At 42.5% G+C, this 21,722-nt stretch carries 14 protein-coding genes; 7 read left to right on the forward strand and 7 right to left on the reverse strand.

Annotation, left to right across the window (positions count from 1 at the left end; translation table 11 throughout):
- Positions 1 to 60: 60 nt before the first annotated feature.
- The 4 genes from ACT3S4_RS04795 to rsmG form a co-directional block, all read right to left on the reverse strand.
- A complete protein-coding gene (locus ACT3S4_RS04795; protein WP_444760575.1) occupies positions 61 to 795 on the reverse strand; it encodes a MotA/TolQ/ExbB proton channel family protein in 735 nt (244 codons plus the stop codon).
- Positions 796 to 881: 86 nt separating this feature from the next.
- Positions 882 to 2,027, reverse strand: coding sequence for a ParB/RepB/Spo0J family partition protein (locus tag ACT3S4_RS04800; protein WP_198330645.1), 1,146 nt, complete (start codon positions 2,025 to 2,027; stop codon positions 882 to 884).
- A 153-nt stretch (positions 2,028 to 2,180) separates the two neighbouring features.
- Complete coding sequence (locus ACT3S4_RS04805; RefSeq protein ID WP_201581186.1) at positions 2,181 to 2,960, reverse strand: ParA family protein; 780 nt, start codon at positions 2,958 to 2,960, stop codon at positions 2,181 to 2,183.
- Between the two features lie 225 nt (positions 2,961 to 3,185).
- Entirely contained in the window at positions 3,186 to 3,902 is a 717-nt protein-coding gene (gene rsmG / locus ACT3S4_RS04810; RefSeq protein WP_201581185.1) for a 16S rRNA (guanine(527)-N(7))-methyltransferase RsmG, read from the reverse strand.
- A 362-nt stretch (positions 3,903 to 4,264) separates the two neighbouring features.
- Between rsmG and ACT3S4_RS04815 the strand changes: the two genes are divergently transcribed.
- The 3 genes from ACT3S4_RS04815 to ACT3S4_RS04825 all read left to right on the forward strand — a co-directional run bounded on the left by ACT3S4_RS04815 (position 4,265) and on the right by ACT3S4_RS04825 (position 9,140).
- Complete coding sequence (locus ACT3S4_RS04815) at positions 4,265 to 7,120, forward strand: ATP-binding protein (protein WP_201581184.1); 2,856 nt, start codon at positions 4,265 to 4,267, stop codon at positions 7,118 to 7,120.
- 165 nt (positions 7,121 to 7,285) lie between these two features.
- On the forward strand, positions 7,286 to 8,404 hold the full coding sequence (locus tag ACT3S4_RS04820; protein WP_201559783.1) for a helix-turn-helix transcriptional regulator: 1,119 nt from the start codon (positions 7,286 to 7,288) through the stop codon (positions 8,402 to 8,404).
- 88 nt (positions 8,405 to 8,492) lie between these two features.
- Positions 8,493 to 9,140, forward strand: a complete 648-nt coding sequence (locus ACT3S4_RS04825) for a TerD family protein (protein WP_201559782.1) — start codon at positions 8,493 to 8,495, stop codon at positions 9,138 to 9,140.
- 113 nt (positions 9,141 to 9,253) lie between these two features.
- On the opposite strand, the gene ACT3S4_RS04830 is transcribed toward ACT3S4_RS04825, so the two are convergent.
- Entirely contained in the window at positions 9,254 to 10,237 is a 984-nt protein-coding gene (locus tag ACT3S4_RS04830; RefSeq protein WP_087814355.1) for an ion transporter, read from the reverse strand.
- Between the two features lie 842 nt (positions 10,238 to 11,079).
- On the opposite strand from ACT3S4_RS04830, the gene ACT3S4_RS04835 reads away from it, so the two are divergent.
- Positions 11,080 to 11,721 (forward strand): OmpW/AlkL family protein, encoded by a 642-nt coding sequence (locus ACT3S4_RS04835; RefSeq protein WP_109590148.1) that lies wholly within the window; start codon positions 11,080 to 11,082, stop codon positions 11,719 to 11,721.
- 228 nt (positions 11,722 to 11,949) lie between these two features.
- On the opposite strand, the gene ACT3S4_RS04840 is transcribed toward ACT3S4_RS04835, so the two are convergent.
- Together ACT3S4_RS04840 and aceE are read right to left on the reverse strand one after the other, a co-directional pair.
- Positions 11,950 to 13,686: a 2-oxo acid dehydrogenase subunit E2 gene (locus ACT3S4_RS04840; RefSeq protein WP_372861050.1), complete on the reverse strand. Its 1,737-nt coding sequence runs from the start codon at positions 13,684 to 13,686 to the stop codon at positions 11,950 to 11,952.
- Between the two features lie 25 nt (positions 13,687 to 13,711).
- Positions 13,712 to 16,525: a pyruvate dehydrogenase (acetyl-transferring), homodimeric type gene (aceE, locus tag ACT3S4_RS04845; protein WP_444760576.1), complete on the reverse strand. Its 2,814-nt coding sequence runs from the start codon at positions 16,523 to 16,525 to the stop codon at positions 13,712 to 13,714.
- A 630-nt stretch (positions 16,526 to 17,155) separates the two neighbouring features.
- Between aceE and ACT3S4_RS04850 the strand changes: the two genes are divergently transcribed.
- The 3 genes from ACT3S4_RS04850 to ACT3S4_RS04860 all read left to right on the forward strand — a co-directional run bounded on the left by ACT3S4_RS04850 (position 17,156) and on the right by ACT3S4_RS04860 (position 21,664).
- Positions 17,156 to 18,787 carry a hypothetical protein gene (locus ACT3S4_RS04850; RefSeq protein ID WP_444760577.1) on the forward strand — a complete coding sequence of 544 codons (1,632 nt, stop codon included), beginning with the start codon at positions 17,156 to 17,158 and terminating at the stop codon, positions 18,785 to 18,787.
- A 273-nt stretch (positions 18,788 to 19,060) separates the two neighbouring features.
- The gene (locus ACT3S4_RS04855) at positions 19,061 to 19,525 is read left to right on the forward strand and encodes a hypothetical protein (RefSeq protein WP_060490843.1); all 465 of its coding nucleotides are present in this window, start codon (positions 19,061 to 19,063) and stop codon (positions 19,523 to 19,525) included.
- 51 nt (positions 19,526 to 19,576) lie between these two features.
- Positions 19,577 to 21,664 carry a hypothetical protein gene (locus ACT3S4_RS04860; protein WP_444760578.1) on the forward strand — a complete coding sequence of 696 codons (2,088 nt, stop codon included), beginning with the start codon at positions 19,577 to 19,579 and terminating at the stop codon, positions 21,662 to 21,664.
- Positions 21,665 to 21,722 lie beyond the last annotated feature (58 nt).

Here is a 21,722-nt window from a genome sequence, read left to right on the forward strand (position 1 = left end):
TCATGTGCTTGATGGATTATTAGGGCGTGCTGAACAGTCACAAATAATAAGAAATAAATGCTAAGAAGTGACGGCAACACCATTATTTGAGCTTAATCCATCCACTGCATACTCGTGATCTACAACGTCAGCCGATGGCGCACGATGTGCAGGCACATTCAAACCAGCAGTAGACGTATTTTTCAGCAAATGATAATCATACAACTCTTGAATCATGAGTCCCGCTTGCGTCTCAAACTGGGCATTAATATCGATAATACGGCGCTGAAAATAACGATAGGCAACCAGTGCTGGAATAGCCACGATCATACCAGCAGCAGTCGTAATCAACGCTTGTGACACACCAGCAGCAAGCATCGTTGGGTCTTGCATCGCGCCATCGGTAATCGCCAAAAACGACGAAATAATGCCTAACACCGTGCCTAACAACCCCAGTAGTGGCGCAATCGCCCCTATGGTCCCAAGCATATTGATGTTTTTTTCTAACTGATGCACTTGTACGCTAGCGCGGTTTTGCATATGCATCGTCATCGAGTCTAAGCCATATTGACGATACAGCAGCCCTGTCGCTAAAATATCTCCCAAAGGTGTTTTTTCTTTGACATTCATCAACTGTGTACGACCAATATCCCCATTCTCACGTAAGCGCGTGATTAGCTGTTCGCGCAATCTACTCGGAGCAACTTTATTAAACTGTAAGGTATGACTACGCTCGATGATGATAACCAATGCCAATATTGAGCACACCACGATAGGCGTCATCAACCAACCACCCGCTTTTACCAACTCCCACATATTGACTCTCTTTTATATTTTTATAAAAATAGCGGTTATCAAAATATCTTAATATTTACAGCATCATGACAAACTCGTTAGCGATATCAAGCCTGTGCTTCTATGTGCTTAATCAAAGCTGCTAATTGATCTTGGTTATGGAAAAATATCTCAACACTACCCTGACCATCTTTTTTGTGTTTGAGTTTGACTTCAGCCCCTAACATATCTGTCAGCCTTTGCGTTAAGCGCTCAACCTCACGAGATTGCGTTTGCTCAGCACGATTGGCTTTAGGCGCAGGCTGCAAGATCGATTTAACCAACTTTTCAGCGTCGCGTACCGTCATACCGCCGTCGATAATTTTTTGCGCGATAATCGGCTGCTGCTCAGAAGATAATGCCAATAGCGTGCGCGCATGACCCATATCTAAGGCGCTATTTGCCAAATGATCTTTGACTGTATCATGTAGCTGATTGAGACGCAGCAGGTTTGATACGGTGGTGCGCGCCTTGCCAACGACTTCGGCAATCATCGCATGACTCATACCAAATTCAGTATGAAAACGTTGTAATGCGGCGGCCTGCTCAATCACAGACAAGTCTTCACGCTGGATATTTTCAATCAAGGCCAGTGCGATGGCAAGCTCATCCGATAAAGCACGTTCAATCGCTGGAATGACAGATTTACCTGCCATTTTTGCCGCTCGCCAGCGGCGCTCGCCAGCAATGATCTCATGGGTAACGAATGCTTCACTCTTGTCTTCATTGGCTAACAACGGACGGATAACGATCGGTTGCATGACACCGTGCTGCTCAATCGAAGACGCCAGCTCTGCAAGCGCCGTTTCACTCATATCACGGCGTGGCTGATACTTACCCGCTTGCAAACGCGTGACATCTATTTGCACCAAGCTGATCTGGTCTTCAGAGGCAATGGCATCTGTTCCATTAACACGACTTTTATTAGCCGTACCTTTATTTATCGTGCGCGGCGACCGTGTGGTTCGACTGCTGGCAGTGGTGTCAGAGGCAATAGGTTTGGTCGTTGGTTTTTCACTGGTCTCATTACTATCAGATTTAGCAGGTGTGCTAATATTTAATCTATCAGCGTTTAGCGTTTCAGCTGGCAAAGTACTCTCACGCGCCGCCATATCGTCTTGCAAGGCAGAGGCGGTGATTTGCTTTTCTTTTTTGATTGACCCCAATAAGGCATCTAAGCCTCGATTGGCAGCCAACCCTCTTTTCTTCGCCATGATTACCTATCCTCTAACGCTAAAATAAAAGCCAAATAATTATTAATACAGCTTACTCATTACTTATAAATACGACATTCAATACTCGATATCTGTTTGCACGCTTTTGCTTGCAGTCTATCATTGGTGCTAAAAAACATGCATACATGCATATTAGTCACTTTGTTTCATGACTTCAGCCGCCAATTTTTGATAAGCGCGCGCACCTTTTGACCATCTCTCGTAAGCGATAACTGGCAAACCATGTGCTGGCGCTTCTGCCAAGCGAATATTTCTTGGAATATGGGTTTTATACATAATATCGCCAAAGTGCGCTTCCAGCTCGGCAGAGACATCACGAGCCAGTGTATTGCGTGCATCAAATAATGTTCTCACTACACCACGAATGTATAGCTTCGGATTCAATTCCGTTAAACGCTCAATCGTCTGCGACAAATCAGCCAATCCTTCTAATGCATAGTATTCACACTGCATAGGAATAATAACGCTATCTGTAGCAACTAACGCATTAATCGTCAGCAAATTCAAGCTGGGTGCACAGTCTATAACCACATAATCGTAAGCAGGTTTTTTAGCAGCTAGCTGATCATTAACCAAAGCCACCATTGCTGTTTTAAACAGCTCATGACTATTGGTCTTGTTCATTAGGGTGATATCCATGCCTGCCAAATCACGATTGGCACCGATCACATCAAACCCCGCCGGACTGGTAACAATAGCATCAGACAGCGATACTCCATCCAATAATACGTCAGCGATAGTTAGCCCAAGCTCGTTTTTATCAACACCCGTACCACTGGTCGCATTACCCTGTGGGTCTAAGTCAATCAGCAGTACATGCTTGCGCTTCGCAGCCAAGCTGGCGGTCAAATTTACTGCCGTCGTGGTTTTGCCCACGCCGCCTTTTTGATTCGCAATTGCTATGATTTCCATACACTCACTCAATTTAATTAGGGTCTATTACTGTTATTTTACTTTTGGCTTACACAATCAATTTTTCGCTAAACTTTGCATAGCATCATACTCATAAGCGTAAACAATACGAGTACTTTTATCTAATTAGCACGATTTGCATCACTATATTTTGAATATTATGCCATTCAAATATCCACAAAATCATGTGATACCGACATGTATCACTTAAAAGGTGTTCATAGCTTAGACATTTTTATAGGACAATTCAATTAAATGACGACTATCATGTAAACGAGGCACTTTAAGCTTAATCGTCTTAATATGCCAGTCATTGTCCAGCGCTTGTAGTTCTTCATCGCTTGGCGCTTTGCCTTTCATCGCGCATAGGTAACCGTTATCTGCTAAGCGCGGCTGAGCCACTTCGACAAAATCGATCAAACTGGCAAAGGCTCTAGAAGTCACAACGTCATAGCTGGCGTCATGCGCCTCGATACGAGAAGCAATTGGCTGCATATTATTCAAGCCAAGCTCACTGCTGATTTGCTTAATAAAACGAATTTTTTTCTGATTACTATCAAGTGCGGTGCATTGACGCTCTGGCTGACAAATCGCAATAATAACCGCTGGCATCCCTGCTCCTGTGCCAATATCTAACAGTGACCCTGACGGTAAATGCGTTATAATAGCCAAACAATCAATTATATGTTTGATCAATGCCTCTTCTGGATCAGTGATGGCGGTCAGATTATACGCTTTATTCCACAACAAAAGCTGGTCTAAGTACAATAATAATGTGCGCTGCTGCGTCTCACTCAAGGGTAAATTGAGCTCATTGACCGCTTGTGCCAAGGTATTCGCCAGCGCTGGCAACTGTGCGCCAAGCTTTACAAAGCCAGTCGGATCAATACGGATATTGCCCGTGTTAGCAGAGGATGAAGATGTTTTAGTAAAGTCTGACATACAACGAGTTATCCAGTTTTGACATGTGAACCGTCTATTTTATCATGCAGTCTGCCCATTGAATAGTTGCAGATTGCGCCAATGTGAGACATCTTATACTATCTGAGCCTATATTGAGGCGTTATTGTTCTTTAATCGCCTTAAATGGATGATGAATGATTACTTATATAGGCGGTTTTGACAGAGCCTGCTAATGATACAAAACTGCTTTTAATGATTTATTTAAAACACCGTTTTATCTTGTAAGATGTTTTTATGAACGATGCAAATTAACTAGAAAAAACCAAGTATTAGCACTCATTAGTAAACTTAATAACACTTAATAACCACGCCACTTTCCACAAACGATATAATTTATACCTATGACCAAACAGCCACACATCCCTACCTCTCAATTATCGAGAGACGCTAATAAAAAAGACGCTAATAATATGGCAACACCCATCATTGAATTAAAAAGCACCAAATCAGCAACACCGAATGCACCGCATCCATGCTTTATTGATATCAAGCAGCGCTGCCTTGTCACCGCTGAGCAACTAAAACGCTATAGCGATCCTGATGAATTGCCCTCGGATACTCGCACGGCACCAGATCTAGACGTTGGCTTTGGTCAGCAGCGTGCACTAAAAGCCTTACAAACAGCTTTGGATATCAAAGCCAGTGGCTATCATGTGTTTGCTGCTGGTGAAAATGGCTTGGGCAAACGCACCGTCATCAGCCGCTTGCTAACGCGTATTGCCGCCGATGCACCCACACCTGACGACTGGGTATATGTGCATAATTTTACCGATCCACGTACCCCTTTAGCCTTGCGACTACCTGCTGGGCAAGCCTCTTTATTGCAGCAGCAAGTCACTCACTTATGGCAACAAGCCAAAAAGCGATTGAGCCAACGCTTTCGTAGTGATCAATATCAAAGCAAAATCGAAGCAATCAAAAATGACACGCATCAAAAAGAAAGTCAGGCTTATGATGTGCTCAATGCAGAAGGCAAACAATATGATTTGGCGTTGACGTTTCGCTCCTTTGATAATAAAGCGGTGTTTGTACATCCCAGTCAACTCGCGACAGAAACTAGTGGTAGTAATGACAAACCATCTGCTAGCAACAAAAATAAATCCGTGAGCGATAATAGTAGTGAACCGAGCATTCTTAGCACCGAGTATAACGATCCTATAAATGCAGAGCAGAATAAAAACAATACTGAATACGGCAATAGTGAATACGAAGCTGAGCTAAATAACTTTGTCCAAAAAAACCATATGCAAAAACGCTTAAGTCAGTTGACCATCGCGTTAGAGCAGTTAGAGGACGAAGCCAATGATGCGATAGAAGCCCTGCATCGCAATATTGCACGTCGTGCATTACAACCGTTATTTGCCCCTGTTTATGAGCAATTTGCCAGTCACCCACTGGTCATTGACTATCTCAAGACCGTATTTGCCGACATGGTTACGCATGTCGAGCGCATCGTCAATGGCGATGACGAAGAGTTTGTAACGGCAGTTTTGGCCACGACCCCAAGTCGCTATGCGGTCAACGTCATTGTCAGTCACATGCCGGACGACGGTGCACCCGTCATCTTTGAGGACTTACCGACGCACTTGAACTTGTTAGGTCATGTCGAGCAAATCACCCAATTGGGCACGGTCACCACTGATGTCAGTATGATTCGAGCGGGTGCTCTACACCGTGCTAATGGTGGTTATTTACTATTAGAAGCGAGTCACTTACTTGAGCATCCGTATGCCTGGCAGGGTCTCAAGCGGGCGTTACAATCACGCAAAATCAAACTCTCAAGCCTTGAACAAATGCTGACCTTAACAGGCAGCTTATCGTTAGCACCTGCCCCCATTGACCTTGATGTTAAAGTGATTTTGCTTGGTGAAGCAGACTTATATTATGAGCTGTTAGAGCTTGAGCCTGAGTTTGATGCGGTATTTAAAGTACGTGCGGATTTTCACGATGACGTGCCTCGCAGCAGTGAGCACGAATTGGCGTTAGTCGCGAAAATGGCTGATATCATTGACTATGCCAATCTCTATCCGTTTGATCGTAGCGCGCAAGCTGCCCTACTTGAGCATTTAAGCTTACAAGCAGAAGACCAAGACCGCTTAAGCTTGCACAGTGATTTATTAATCAAGCTGTTGCATGAGTCTAACCGCCACGCGCATTTAAGCGGAAAAAACATTGTTAATGCCTATCATGTCACACAAGCCATCGATGATATGGACGAGCGTTCAGGATACCTGCGTGACCTCTATTGGGATGAGCTAAGAAACGGTCAGCAGCTTATTCAAACTCAAGGCAGCGCTGTCGGACAAGTCAATGCGCTGACAGTGGTCAGCTATGCCGATAGCGAGTTTGGCATGCCCGCCCGCTTGACTGCCGTCATTCAACCAAATATCGGTACAGGTGAGATTCTCGATATCGAGCGTGATGTAGACTTGGGCGGTAGTTTACACGCCAAAGGCATGCTGATTATGACCAGCTATTTGCGCGCATTATTCAGCCAACATCATGCGCTCAACTTTAGCGCCTCGCTCGCTTTTGAACAAAGCTACGCCCATATCGATGGCGATAGTGCTACCGTCAGCGAAGGCTGTGCGCTGCTATCTGCCTTAGCAAACGTCCCGATTGATCAATCATTTGCCATTACTGGCTCTATGAACCAATTGGGCGAAGTGCAAGCGGTTGGTGGCATCAACTCTAAAATCGCCGGATTCTTTGATGCATGCCGCGAGCAAGAATTGACTGGGCAGCAAGGCGTGGTCATTCCAATGGCCAATGTCAAACAGCTCATGCTGCGTGACGACATCATTGCTGCCGTCAAAGCGAACGAATTTCATATTTATGGTGTCTATACACTGAGCGAAGCATTGACGCTGATGACTGGTTTGCCTATCGATACCATGAACAAGAAAGGTCGCTATCGTAAAGACACGTTGTTTGGCAAAGTTTTAAGTCGTCTGATGTTATGGGATGAAAATCAAGATAACAATGACGATGGTATGGATGATAAAAAGTCCAAAAAGAAAGATAAAAAGAAGCAGAAAGCAAAACGTCAAAAAAAACGGGACAAGAGAAAAAAGGAAAAACACAAAGACAAGGCGGAGCACAACGAAGTCAGTATAAATGATGATCAAGGTATCAACCAAAGCATCAATCAAGGTATCGATAAGAATGCCACTAAAACGCCCATTGACGCCATATAAGCTGATTTATAGTGAAATTTAGCTGTATCAAAACCAATCCATAAGTCAGTGTGCTAATTGAAGACATGCCCTAGACGCTACGATACTTTTCTGCGATGATGAATGGTTAATACTCCGCTAAGCTATACAAAAGCCAACTCGTAATTTCATAAAGGTTATCGCTTAATGACTGTACATTCTACTGACGCCGACCACTCTCATGCTCAAACGAACTCTGTTGAGCAAGCTAATACTGTAGCGGCAGCGGACAGTCATGTCTCAGGAGATAACAACGATAATCGCCATGGCGCGGCGACGACGGCGCGCCAGTGGCAAGTGCTATCGCAACTACAGCGCAACCGCTGGGTGGGCACAACCCATATCTACGAGCAGCTGATGATGGCAGGTTTTGACATCAGCCTACGCACTGTTCAACGCGACTTAAATGCGCTAGCAAAACGCTTTCCTATAGAAAAAAACAACGCCAACCCACAAGGCTGGCGCTGGCGTGATGACGCGCCACTCCAAAGCTTACCGCACATGAATCTATCGCAAGCAGTCGCCTTTAATATGGTTGAAGCCAATCTAACTCAGCTACTACCACCTGTTATTTTAGATGAATTATTTCCGTGGTTTGACTTGGCAAGGCGGCAGCTAAAAAACAGTAAAGTCACCCATTCATGGATCGACAGAGTGCGTATTGAGCCTGCCACTCAGCCACTAATCGCGCCGCATATTGACTTGGATAGCAAAGACAATATTTACCATGCGCTATTTTATCAATTACAAATCAAAGCCTGCTACACACGCAGCAATAAATCACAGGCCAGTGAATATCTTTTGAATCCCATCGCTATTATCCAGCGCGGTGTGATTATTTATCTGCTGGCAACTCGTACTGATGATCCAAACTTTACCATTCGTACCTTTGCCCTACATCGATTTGCTAGCGTTGACATTCTTGAAAGCGCCGCACAAACACCTGAGAGTTTCCAACTCGATAATTATTTGGATGCGGGTGGTATGGGCTTTAGCCACCCCTTATTCGGTGAGCTGCCTAATCATGGCAAAAACACCGCTATTGAGCTACAATTCACCAAACAAGCGGGCAAAAGCCTGACTGAAAGCAAGCTCAGTGACGACCAAACTGTTACGTTGGATGATGACACGCTGACTATTCAAGCCACTGTCAACCTAACTTCACAACTGGTTTGGTGGTTGCGTGGTTTTGGCAATGGTTTATTGAATGCCAAACCAGCATTGTTACATCAAGCCGTATTGGATAAGTTTTTTGATCATAAATAACAACTGCGAGTAATGATGCTCAAATTTAACCGTATTCAGACGATTACCATTATTTAAAAATGAAGAACGAAAGTAGATAAGGAATGTTATGCCGACCACTACCTCATTGCCATTACTGTCAGACAGTTTAAGAGGACTGGGCTTAGACGCGGGAACCTTATTTTTTGCGCTAAACTATGAATTTACCAAGATTGAGCCAAAAGGCATGTTTAAGCGCTTTAAAAAAAACCAGAGCGCTATTGATATTGATTTGGCTTGCGTACTATATGACGACAATTGCACCATCAGTGATATCGTGTGGTTCAAACAATTGCGCGATAAAGCGGAATCAGTGAAACATCAAGGCGACAGTCTCAATGGCAAAGATCGCGGCGAACAAGCGATGTATTTGGCACCTCTTGACCAAGAGCAAATCAGGCTTTACTTAGATAAAATCCCAGCACATATCACCCACATTGCTATGATAGCCAACTCTTACCACGGTCATCCGTTTTCAAGAGTCAAAAAAGGCGAGATTCATCTAAGCGATGATGAAGGCAATCGATGCTTTGAAGTCAATCTAAAGCAACTGCCACGTGATTGCACGACGCTGTGGGTGGCACATTTACGCCGAGAAGTGGATGATTGGCATCTCACACTACAAAACTTACCCCTTACTGCCGAAGATTTAGCAACGGCGGCGCAGCAAGTCGCCCATGAATTGGCCCGTGCGCTACCCATTCCACAAGCTATCTAAATACCATAAAATATCCGTTTATTGCTAATAAAAAGGGTGCAACGTTCTGATAACATTGCACCCTTTTGTTAAACACCCATTTTTTGAAACCTGAAATAATTACTATAAAAGACTTACAGTGGCTCACCGCAATGTGGGCAAAAGTTCTTTTGTCGTTCTTCCACTTCTCTTTCGCGGCGCTCAAGCTCTTGTTCGCGTAATACCTGCAATACGATATTTTGCGCCTGCTCTTTATCCAGTCCCAGCTCACGGCGAATTTTATCGATCATCATCTGATTTTTCACCAAATCAAAATCGCTATCAATCAGCTGCGCTCGAAAGTCTTGTTCAAGCTCTTCACGGCGCTGAGCAAGCTCATTTGCTAAACCAGTCGCTAAAATACCTGCAGGTAATGCCGCCAGACCCACACCTAATATGGTAATAACCGCACCCAATATTTTACCCGCATTGGTAATCGGCGTGACATCGCCATAGCCCACCGTCGTTAGCGTCACCACCGCCCACCACATCGCTTTAGGTATCGACTCAAACTCTTCTGGCTGGGCGTGGTTTTCAACCAAGTAAATGCCACTAGATGCCGTCACAATCATAATTATTAAAATAAAAATAACCGCTTGGAATGAGCCTTTTTCTTTACTAATGACCACCAATAAGATGCGTAACGAAGCAAAATAGCGTGTCAGTTTGAGAATGCGGAATAAACGTAAAATACGTAAGAAGCGTAAATCAATCGTAACAAAGAAATTCAGGAAAGCTGGCGCAATGGCGACTAAATCAATCAACGCAGAAGGACTTTTCAACCACTCCCAACGCTGACGCCAAGTAGTGTCATCTGGTTTTTCCTCGGCCACACTCCACAAACGCAGCAAATACTCAATAGAAAACACCACGATAGAGAAATTTTCAAACCAAGTAAAATACTCCTGATAAGGGTAATACCAACTGTCAACCGACTCAGCAATGACCGCTGCTACATTGGTCATGATTAGAAATATTAAAAAGTAGTCAACGCAACGGCTAAACAGCGTATCGTGCTCATCATTTTGCAGAATATCGTATACGAAAAGACGCAAGCGCCGTATAGATTGGAATAGCATGCCGTCCCTATGCGGTGAAACACCGGTCTTATATTAATATAATAAAGCAGTCATCACAGAATATGACATTAATGCTCGGTCACCATCAGTATTTCATACCCATCACTACTTGACGATGTAGTGCTCTTAAAGCATTACTAGTGATAGGACTGGCTTATTTAGTATGAATCATGATCGGTGATTATACTAAATTTAAATAATACATGTAGGCAAACAAAATTAGCATCAGCACAATGGCGATGATAGCGAAGCGTAAAAATCGTTCGTCAGCGCGTAATTGCTGACTGATATCTTGAGCAGGCAGCAAAAATAAGTTGCATTCAGGACAGCAAGAGTCCATGCGATCCAATATCGTCACAGAACGTGCGTTTGTGCAGCGTAGAGGAGAATTACTACAATAGCCAAGCATAATATATTACCCCTCTTTTCCCACTCTCATTATTCATTCGAAAAGTAATGAGACTATCATTACCGGCTCTAAGTTTTTGACATTTTAATACGCTAAAAGTATCAGCGAGAGTTTAGCATCATTGACTATCGACCAAATTCTAGCGCCGTGCCTCTGTATAACATCGGTATGATAGAATCTAAGTCCTGCCTCACAAACACTAACTGTCCCAAGTAATTTTTAATTACCTCGACAAATATACCTTTTACGGTAAATTTATGCCATAAAAGCCATTAACATGCATTTAAAACCTTACAGTAAATATGGTTTTGTATTATAATGGCGTTGTAATGTTACAGGTTAGTCAATAATCATAACATTGTGTATCGGTACCTAATGTCATCCCTCGTTAGATAGCCACCGATAATCTTCTATCACGTTAAGGAATCAAATGATGAAACTACAATCCCTAGTTTTAGCCACTGCTGCTGCACTTACTATGACCACAGCATTTGCTGTACCAGCTGGTACTTGGTCTGTCGCTGCTGGCGCTCACATGGTTGACCCAAAGAGCGATAACGGTACTCTGGCAGATGGCACTATTGGTGTCGACGTAGACAGTGATGTTCAACCAACCATTAGCGGCGAATATTTCGTTGCCAATAACATTGGTATTGAATTACTAGCGGCTACACCATTCCATCATGACATTACCTTAACTGCTGGCGATGCTACTATCGATGCTAAAACTCAGCATTTACCACCGACTCTATCGGTACAGTATCACTTCGATGGCTACAACATGCCTATGAATGTGAAGCCATTTGTTGGTGTTGGTGTGAACTATACGACTTTCTTTAAAGAAAAAATCTATAGCGATGCTTTCGAAAAATTAGAACTTGATGATAGCGTCGGCGTTGCTGGTCACATCGGTCTTGACATACCTTTTGCCCCAACTGAATACTTCCGTATTGATGCTCGCTATATGGACATCAAAACAGACGCCAGCGTAAAAGCTAATGGTGAGACCATTGAACTTGGTGAAGTTGACATCAGCCCTTGGGTATATGGCGTTGCTTTTGTTAAGACTTTCTAATATAACATAAAGCAATGTGAATAAAAAAAGCTGGCTTAATCGCCGGCTTTTTTGTGCTTAAAGTTTAAGCGGCAATGACTATAGATAAAAAAATTATAGATAAAAACGATTGTGCTAAAGTCATTAACTGCTAAAAATCTGGTGACTATTAGTATCAAATTTTAATCATAAAAAAAGACCATCCTAAGACAGTCTTCTTTTTTCAGAGCCTTTTAGTACAAACGATTCTTATAGCAAAATACGGCGCGGATCAGCCAGCAATGTTGCGATATAGCGGGTAAATACGGCAGCATCTGCGCCATTAATCACACGGTGATCGTAAGACAATGATAATGGCAACATGAGACGCGGCTCAAAGCTTTGCTTTTTAGCATCCCAACGTGGCTGCATACTTGCCTCAGACACGCCTAAAATACCCACTTGAGGCCAATTTACTAATGGCGTAAAGGCAGTGCCACCCAAGTTGCCTTGGCTTGATATGGTAAAGCTTGCGCCTTGCAAATCTTTAGTAGTGAGTTTTTTGTCACGCGCTTTTACCGCAAGTTCACCAATTTCAATGGCGATTTGCTTCAAGCCTTTATCCTGCACATTCTTGATAACAGGTACGATGAGACCATCATCCGTTGCCACCGCGATGCCCATATTGACGCTTTTACGTAAGATAACTTGCGTATTGTCGTCGCTTAAATGACTGTTAAAGCGTGGATGCTGCGTTAAGGCATAGGCCGTCGCTTTGACCACGAACGCTAAAATCGTGAAGCCGATACCTTCAGCTTTCATGCTACCTTTTAGCTCGCCGCGCAGTTTTTCTGTCTCAGTGATATCAGACAAATCAAACTGGGTCACTTGTGGCAACAAGGTATTGTAGTTGAGCTGCGGTATCGAGACTTTTTGTAGACGGCTAAGGTCTTGGGTTGTTGTTTCACCCCAAATCTCAACGTTACTCATGTCAGGTAAGCTTGGCAGGCTAGCGCTGGCTACATTGCCACTGGCAGGTGCCGCTTTTTGAGTGCTTAGGCTTTCTTTAACATGCGCAAACAAGTCTTCTTTTAGAATACGATCATTTAGTGCCGAACCATTCACTTGGGTGATATCGACACCTAACTGACGCGCCAGCTTACGTACGGCTGGACCTGCATATACGTCAACCAACTTTTCATTGACCTGTGCTTCAGTCAACTTATCAGCTGGCTTACTAGCGACCGCATTAGGCGTTGTAGATTTTTCTGCCTGTTTTGGCTCACCCGTTGTTTTAGCAGCAGAGTTCTCTTCTGCTTTGGCTGGTGCTGAAGGCTTTGGCTCAGCGCTATCTGATGTAGACTCACTTTCATCAGCAGCATCTGCACCACTACTCATGATAACGATAAAGTCTTGACCATTAGCAACCATATCACCAGTCTGAACTAAGATTTTTTCAATCTTACCAGCGACTGGCGCTGGCACTTCTACCGATGCTTTGTCAGATTCAATCAATAGAATTGATTGATCTGCAGTCACGATGTCACCAACACTGACCATGATTTCAGAAACTTGGGCTTCATCGACACCTAAATCTGGCAATGCATGAGTGGTCGATTTACCAGCGTTAGACGCAGGCTTGTCATTAGAGTCAGACGAGGCTGATTCAGTTGCCGCAGGCTCAGGTTTTGTTTCTGGTTTAGCAGCCGTTTCATCTGCCTTTTGCTTCTCGTCAGCAGCGCTATTTTCTTTAGTGTCTACATTGCTTTCTGCACTGTCTTCTACGCTTTCAAGCTCAATCAGTACCATACCTTCACTGACCTGATCACCAACAGCAACGCTGATTTTGGTGACTTTGCCAGCAGCGGAACTTGGTACTTCAACTGAGGCTTTGTCAGATTCTAATAGAATGATGTTGTCATCTTTTGCGATGACATCACCCACTTCTACCATAATTTCGCTGACTTCGGCGCTATCAACACCCAAATCGGGGGCTTTAATATCCATGATTTATCTCCTAGTCTTATGATTATTATTCTTTGACATCACCGTTATTAAGTAAAGTCGCATCCGCTTGATCTTCAGCCCGACCCTCGTTGCTGATTTCATCATCATCTTCAGCGACAAATTCAGGGACAGGATTTGGATTGACATTACCAGGTGCTGGTGCATCAGGAGAATGATCATAATAAGGCTGTTGTTGCCATGCAGGTGGCTGATCCACATCGATGCCTAAACTTGAGATGGCATCTTTCACCAAACGCATCTCGACTTCACCCTCATCCGCTAGGCGTTTGAGCGTCGCAACCACGATATGAGCCGCATCCACATTGAAGAAACTACGCAAATTTTCACGAGTATCAGAACGACCGTAGCCATCTGTGCCTAAAGTCGTATAAGGACGATTATCTGGCAACCAAGCACGGATTTGCTCCGAATAATTGCGCATATAATCCGTCGCGGCGACTACGATACCTTCATGCGGCGCTAACTGCTCAGTGACCCAAGGCACTCTCTCTTCATCCATTGGATGCAAGCGGTTGTAATCATCACAAACCATGCCGTCACGAGTCAACTCGTTAAAGCTGGTCACACTCCAAACGTTGGAGGTGATATTGAACTCATCTTTTAGAATCTGCGCCGCTTTTTGTACTTCACGTAAAATAACGCCAGAGCCTAATAGCTGCACTTGGGTTGAACCATTATCTTCGAGCAAATACATACCGCGCTTGATGCCTTCTTCCGCGCCTTCTGGCATCTCAGGTTGCTCGTAGTTTTCGTTCATTAGCGTTAAGTAATAATAAACGCGTTCTCCTTCACCATACATACGACGTAAACCATCATGCATCACAACCGCTAGCTCGTAACCAAAGCAAGGATCATAAGTCACACAGTTAGGAACAACGTTAAATAAAATCTGCGAATGACCATCTTGATGCTGCAAGCCTTCGCCGTTCAAGGTAGTACGACCAGCGGTTGCACCCAGTAAGAAACCCTGTGCTTGACAATCGCCTGCCGCCCAAGCCAAATCACCCACACGCTGGAAACCGAACATCGAGTAATAAATATACATCGGAATCATCGGCAAAGCGTTCACAGAATAACTGGTTGCAAGCGAAATCCACGTACTCATTGCGCCTGCTTCGTTGATACCTTCTTCTAACATATGACCATCGATGGCTTCTTTATAGCCCATCAAAGCTTCACTGTCTTCTGGCGTATATTTTTGACCAACTGCAGAGTAGATACCCAATTGACGGAACATACCTTCTAGACCAAAAGTACGTGCTTCATCAGGTACAATCGGCACGACGCGATCTTGGATGTCTTTGTTTTTTAGCATGGCTGACAATAAGCGCACAAATACCATCGTCGTTGATTGCTCTTTACCATTGCTGCCTTTTAATACCCGATCAAACATCGACAATTCAGGAATATTCAATGGGATATGACCACTGCGGCGATTTGGCAAATGACCACCTAGCGCTTCGCGGCGACCTTTAAGGTACTTCATCTCCGCTGAACCTTCTTCAGGGCGATAGAATGGTAGCGTCTCTAGCTGCTCGTCAGTAAATGGCAAATCAAAGCGATCACGGAAATACATCAACGCTTCTTGATCGAGTTTCTTAATCTGATGTGATTTATTGACCGCTTGTGTTTGAGCCGATAAGCCATAGCCTTTAACGGTTTTGACTAAAATAACGGTTGGCTGACCTTTGGTTTTCATCGCTTCACTGAATGCGGCATAAACTTTCATTGGATCATGACCACCACGATTCAAGCGCGAGATATCCTCATCAGATAGCGCATCAGCCATCTCTTCCAACTCAGGATATTTACCAAAGAACTCTTTGCGAGTGAACTCAGCTGTACGGGCTTCGTATAGCTGATACTCACCATCGACCACTTCTTCCATACGATGTTTGAGCACGCCCGTTTTATCATTGGCAAGCAAGCTGTCCCATTTACCACCCCAGATAACTTTAATCACCCGCCAGCCAGCGCCGCGGAATACAGACTCTAGCTCTTGGATAATTTTACCGTTACCACGGACTGGACCATCAAGACGCTGTAAATTACAGTTGACGACCCAGATTAGGTTATCTAGCTTTTCACGACCAGCGAGAGAAATAGCCCCTAAACTTTCTGGCTCATCCGTTTCACCATCACCCAAGAATGTCCAAATCTTACGACCTTCTTTCTCTAGCAGACCGCGGTTTTCCATATAGCGATGTACATGGGCATGATAAATCGACATGATCGGACCAAGTCCCATCGATACGGTTGGGAACTGCCAATAATCTGGCATGAGGTACGGATGCGGATAGCTTGATAAGCCTTTACCGCCGACTTCACGACGGAAATTATCCAGCTGATCTTCAGTCAATCGACCTTCTAAATAAGAACGCGCATAAATACCGGGTGCTGAGTGACCTTGATAATAAATCATGTCACCACCGAAATGATCGCTGGCAGCACGGAAAAAATGGTTAAAACCTGTCTCATATAGCGTGGCACTAGAAGCGAATGTTGCTAAGTGACCACCCAAATCGTCGTCATTTTTGTTCGCGCGCATGACCATGGCCAATGCGTTATAGCGAATCAAAGCACGGATTTTGCGCTCAATGGTTAGGTCGCCAGGGTACATCGGTTCATCTTCAACGGCGATGGTATTGATATAAGCGGTATCGAGACGATTGAACGGCAAATCTTCTTGAACTGCCATATTGTATAAAGCTTTTAGCAGAAACTGAGCACGATCTTTGTCTGCATGTTTAATAACAGATTCAAACGCTTCCAGCCACTCTTGGGTTTCGGTGCTATCAGCATCCTTATAATAATTCATCACTATTGTCCTTTTTTATCAGTCAGTCCTGCCCGAAGACAGGATATTATTAAATCAAAGTGTTACTTCAATATTGTCGTGCGGGAATAATTTTCTCAATGACTTCCTTGTTAATTTTAAGAAGTGAGATTTATAGTAGGGTGCGGTTATGCAGCAGTATTTGACCGACTCATAATCTGGAGCAGCCTCACATAGCCAAAATAAAAACAGCGCTACTATCTATCGCATATGAACTGAGTATTTAAAAGTGGTTAGATAATAAAATGCTAACCCAACTTTTATAGTCAATTATCAAATGATAATAACTCTTTATTATAGGCTCTTATGCTGCTGTTGTTTATAGCTGTAAAGAAATGGTGATATGACAAGTATTTTTGAAATAAATAATCATTAGTTTTTTTAGAAATGTTTCAAAGAAATATAAGGATTATTTGCTAACAAGCTAACATCTATAACCAGATACTGTAGCTGGTCATGAAATATCTGCCATTCATCCATTTCGTAGGACTTTTACGAAATTATTGCTTAATATGTTAAGTTACGTAATATACACATTAGTTTAGTTAGTGAAATAATTGAGAACTAGTTAAACGCTTATAGCAAGTTTTAGCTTCTTATAGGAATAATCATATGCATAAAATGCCATACGTTCTAAATTCAATAATTTCACAACTATTCAGTGAACATATATATCGGGTGCTGGCATTGATAGCTGCAATAATTTTGCTTGCTGCGAGCAACTCATCCTATGCGCTTGCAACTAATCCTGGGGCTACTTGTACTGGTATTGCAGGGGCGTCTCAGGGTAGTTTAACCAATAATGACTATAATAGCTTAATATCTTCATTAGGAAACTTTGTACAAGTTGCAGGTAATGCTTCTGGCAGTATTCCATTGCAGGTTAAGATCAGCACTGAAGAGTCTAGCTCGAACACTACATTGAATGCTCTTACTGTCACTGATTTTGATAGTGTTAGAGCCATAAATGTCAGACGTACATTCCCTAATACGTCTGCTTACACCGATATTAATCTTGATTTTCGTAATAGTATAACTACTCAACCAATTTTTTTAACTAATGTTGCTCTTAGCGCTTTTGATATTGATTATGCGAATAGTAATGGCAACACTTTTGATGATTTTGTACAAATTACTGGAGTAAACGAAGCTGGGACTACTATATCTGGCACCTTTAAATCTGTAACTGGCTCAAATATTACATTCAGCGACTCTTTACAAGGCTTGTTAACTAGAACAGTCAGCGACCCTAATTGCCCAGCCAAAAATCTTGGCACCCAATGTCAAGGATCTGTACAATTTTCTCAGCCAGTTAGTTCTGTTAAAATTCGTTACTCCAATACAGGGTATCTTCGTACATCAACTAATCAGGAAATTGATTTTCGAGTAGACAATTACTGCTATGTTCCTCAGTATATATTCTCTGGTACAGTATTTGATGATAACGGTGGTATTACTGATACCCAAGCTGATGCTAATAACGCCAATATTACTAGTGGTACCTATTTTAATAAACCAAACTACTTTAACGGTGTATTTAATACCCCTCAGGAATTAGGTATTAGTGGGAGTAATGTAAGATTAGCCAATTGCGCAAACAACTCTATTACTTATCCAACCCAATCGGTAATTAGAAACGGGGCTTCTGTCGGTGAGTATCAAATCAGTATTCCTAAAACAACACTGGCTAATAATACTAATCTTTGTTTGGTAGAGAGTCGAACAGGGGCTACTTATCCTATTCGCACTAGTAGTGAGAGCAGAAATGTTGGTTTCTCAGCAACCACTTATAATTATCCTAATAACAACTTTGGTAGAGTCATCGCTGCGAATGCAGCTTTGGTTCTGCAGAAGTACCAGTTTGTAAATGATTGCAATGCCGGTACTTTAGTTTACGCCTCAGTTCCTATGACTGGCGATCCAAGAACTGGGTTCAGTATGGATCCTATCCAAAATAATATCACTCCGCAGCAGTGTATTGCTTATAAGATAACCGCGACCAATCGCGCCAATCTTGCTATTAATGACTTTATCATGAGTGATGTGCTTCAAAAGAAAGGGGTAAATAATGCACAGGTAACGTCTATACGTGTGGCGCCTACCGATAATAATGGCAGTTATGCTACTGATAGTGTCGCTCTTGGTTTGAATGGTACGGTCAAAACTACTGCATTGATGTTGCAAAAAAATACTAAAAGTGATTTTTATTTCAACACCAAATACGGCACTACTGTGAATCCTTAGTAACTATTCCCCCTTGCTATATTATCAACCCTAAAGAATATTTTTTACTGACAAAAGCCCTATCTCTATAGATAGGGCTTTTACCGTTTGTGTACTCCAAAATACCATTTGTCGTTTTTGTGGTGAATATTTGTATTGTTTGCGTGACAATCACATTAAGGAACAATTCTAACTTTATCAGCATCTCTTATTCATAGTTGATTGCAGTTTTTACATTGCATGGGACGAAGTCAAGATTGACTTGATAATAATGGTTTAAGCAAGGAATACGATATGAAAGGTTTTAATTTTTTACGCAGTGCCATATTAGCAAGCTTAGCGTCGGTAATAGCATTAAGTGCTGCTCACGCCAATGATGCCTTAAAAATGGATTTAACAGCCAATCAAGTCACCAAAAACGCCGAAGGTAAGATCTCTTATCTACCAGTTCGTAATGCTCCAGCGGGTACGGTCATTCAGTATAAGGCAACATACAGCAATATTATTAACAAAGATATCCAAGATCTGGCGGTCGTATTACCTATCCCTGCCAATATGGCTTTCACTGGTGAAGCTAATCCTACCAGTGCTCAAGCCAGTATCGATGGCAAGAACTATGCCGATATGCCACTGATGCGTAAAGTCGATGGCAAAATGGTTAAAATTCCGTTTTCTGAATATCGTACCCTGCGCTGGAATATCAAGTTATTACCAGCACAGAAGTCTGCCGCCGTGGCACTTAACACGATCGTCAACTAGACCTCTCCTTCAACTCACAAAATCTTGCTCTTCTAATTTTAGGATATCTATATGAAATCAAATAATTTTAATTATAGCCTGTTAGCCGTTGGTGTTGCTGCGGTGATGGGTATCTCTACTGGGGCTATGGCGGCTAAGCCTACTGGCGGTACTGGCACAGGTAGTTTCGATGTCACTAACAAAGCAGAAGCCACTTATAAGGTTGCTGGTAACGACCAGTCGCAAACCGCTACTTCTAATGAAGTAACAGTCAAGGTCAATGAGCTTAGCTCATTTAGCCTACTTAATGACAACGTTAATACTCCTATCAATCCACAAGCTAATTCAACAGCTACTTTCACACATACCTTAAAGAACGAAGGTAACGTAAATGATAGCTATATTTTAGATTTAAAAAATGTTAACGGAGATGATTTTGATTATAGTGGCTATGTAGTCACTTATACAAAAACTAGCAATGGCACGTCTCAGAACATTACACTTGATGCTAATGGAAAAGCTACTACTGCTATTACTTTGACACCCAACGAAACTGCGAGTATCACAATTGTAGCGACTGCTAACACTGCACGTAGTATGGATAAAAACGGTATCTTAACAGTTAGTGCTGAAAGTGCTTATTTAAAAGCTAAAAATACAGGTACGCCTGCAGCCTATACAGCGTCTAATACAGACAACGCAAAAACCACTACGCCTGTCTATGCTATTACTAAATCGGCAGCTACTAACCTTGGTAACAAAAACTTAGATCTTAATAATGCCAACGCTTATATTGATTATACTATTACGGTCAAAAACGAAGGTAACATTAATGGTACCGCAGTCACTATTGAAGATGCTCTACCTAACGGTTTAACACTAGTCCCTTCTACACAAACGGATATTTATACTGCTCCAGTCATAAAACGTAATAACGCTGTTATTACCGTAACTCCAGAGATTTCGACTAATAAAATAACATTCAAGAATGTTGATATCGCTAAAAACGATGTAATTACCATCACTTTCCGTGCTAAAAAATCTAGTGCTGCTACTTCAACTAGTGATTTCTCAAACTATGCGACCGTTAAAGACAACACTAAAAACGATGTTGATGCTAACACTCCTGATTTAATTGATCACTCAAATGACAAAACCAATGCTGGTGTTGCAGAAGTGAACTATGAAAACCCAGTAGGCACAGGTCCTTATCCAGGTAAAGACGATAACACTAATGCGACAGTAACCACTACAAACCAGACTCGTTCTATAACTATCAGTGAAGGAGTTAATAAAGAAGTGCCTTTGTTAACACCTAATACTGAAAATAAAGTTGGCAATACTTATATCTACACTATCACTAACAATGGTACTGATATTACAGAAGCAGCAACCGCTAATTCTGTTACATTCTCTGTTAAGCCTACTGCTAGTAAAATTAATGGTGTAGATGGTACTACTGATAACACTGACATTAGCATAGCCCGGGTGTTTGCAGATATTAATAACGACGGTGTTTTTAATATTGGCGACATAGAACTTACTGGCACTCAAGTTGGAACGACTTCAGAGTATACCTACGATTTAAATCAAGCAAAAACAACAGGTTTTGCTGCTGGTACAGCTAATGCTATTAAAATAGGTGTGCAAGTATCAACTTCTGGTACTGGTAGTAATCTTGTAGGTGGCAAAAACAACATTAATGACTCTGAAACCTTGACCTTAGCGGTATTACCACAAGGGTCAGTAAATGGTACACCAAAACCTGTTGATGTCAGCACTACTTCGAAAACTACTATGCAAGGTATTAATTTACAGAAATACCAGATAGTTGCTAATTGTGAGGCAGCACTACCTGCTGATAATAATGCTGCTTGGTCGAGCACTGCTACTACCGCAACTTCTGGACAGTGTATCTTCTATAAATTAGAAGCGAAAAATACCTTTACTGAAAGTAATAGAGCTATTAGTAACCTTGCAATTTCAGATACATTGATGTCATCTGTTACGTATCAGGGCAACTTTACTCCTTCAAAAGCAGTGACTGCACCAACTCAAATTGCTGCTCCGTTAATCAAAGGGATTTTTGCCACTTTAAATCCGCAAGAGACAGTAAATATCAGATTCTCTGTAAAACCTTCACAATCAGGCACTAACTAAATAGTAAGTATCAATTTATGAGCATTTTCGAGTGCTTGTAGATCCCCTCTAGCTTGAC

Origin of the sequence: Psychrobacter sp. AOP30-A2-5 (assembly GCF_052378115.1) — a bacterium.
Classification (GTDB): domain Bacteria; phylum Pseudomonadota; class Gammaproteobacteria; order Pseudomonadales; family Moraxellaceae; genus Psychrobacter.

Coding starts and splice junctions, on each gene's coding strand:
- ACT3S4_RS04795 (WP_444760575.1), bottom strand. CDS start 795: ATGTGGGAGTTGGTAAAAGCGGGTGGTTGGTTGATGACGCCTATCGTG.
- ACT3S4_RS04800 (WP_198330645.1), bottom strand. CDS start 2,027: ATGGCGAAGAAAAGAGGGTTGGCTGCCAATCGAGGCTTAGATGCCTTA.
- ACT3S4_RS04805 (WP_201581186.1), bottom strand. CDS start 2,960: ATGGAAATCATAGCAATTGCGAATCAAAAAGGCGGCGTGGGCAAAACC.
- rsmG (WP_201581185.1), bottom strand. CDS start 3,902: ATGTCAGACTTTACTAAAACATCTTCATCCTCTGCTAACACGGGCAAT.
- ACT3S4_RS04815 (WP_201581184.1), top strand. CDS start 4,265: ATGACCAAACAGCCACACATCCCTACCTCTCAATTATCGAGAGACGCT.
- ACT3S4_RS04820 (WP_201559783.1), top strand. CDS start 7,286: ATGACTGTACATTCTACTGACGCCGACCACTCTCATGCTCAAACGAAC.
- ACT3S4_RS04825 (WP_201559782.1), top strand. CDS start 8,493: ATGCCGACCACTACCTCATTGCCATTACTGTCAGACAGTTTAAGAGGA.
- ACT3S4_RS04830 (WP_087814355.1), bottom strand. CDS start 10,237: ATGCTATTCCAATCTATACGGCGCTTGCGTCTTTTCGTATACGATATT.
- ACT3S4_RS04835 (WP_109590148.1), top strand. CDS start 11,080: ATGAAACTACAATCCCTAGTTTTAGCCACTGCTGCTGCACTTACTATG.
- ACT3S4_RS04840 (WP_372861050.1), bottom strand. CDS start 13,686: ATGGATATTAAAGCCCCCGATTTGGGTGTTGATAGCGCCGAAGTCAGC.
- aceE (WP_444760576.1), bottom strand. CDS start 16,525: ATGAATTATTATAAGGATGCTGATAGCACCGAAACCCAAGAGTGGCTG.
- ACT3S4_RS04850 (WP_444760577.1), top strand. CDS start 17,156: ATGCATAAAATGCCATACGTTCTAAATTCAATAATTTCACAACTATTC.
- ACT3S4_RS04855 (WP_060490843.1), top strand. CDS start 19,061: ATGAAAGGTTTTAATTTTTTACGCAGTGCCATATTAGCAAGCTTAGCG.
- ACT3S4_RS04860 (WP_444760578.1), top strand. CDS start 19,577: ATGAAATCAAATAATTTTAATTATAGCCTGTTAGCCGTTGGTGTTGCT.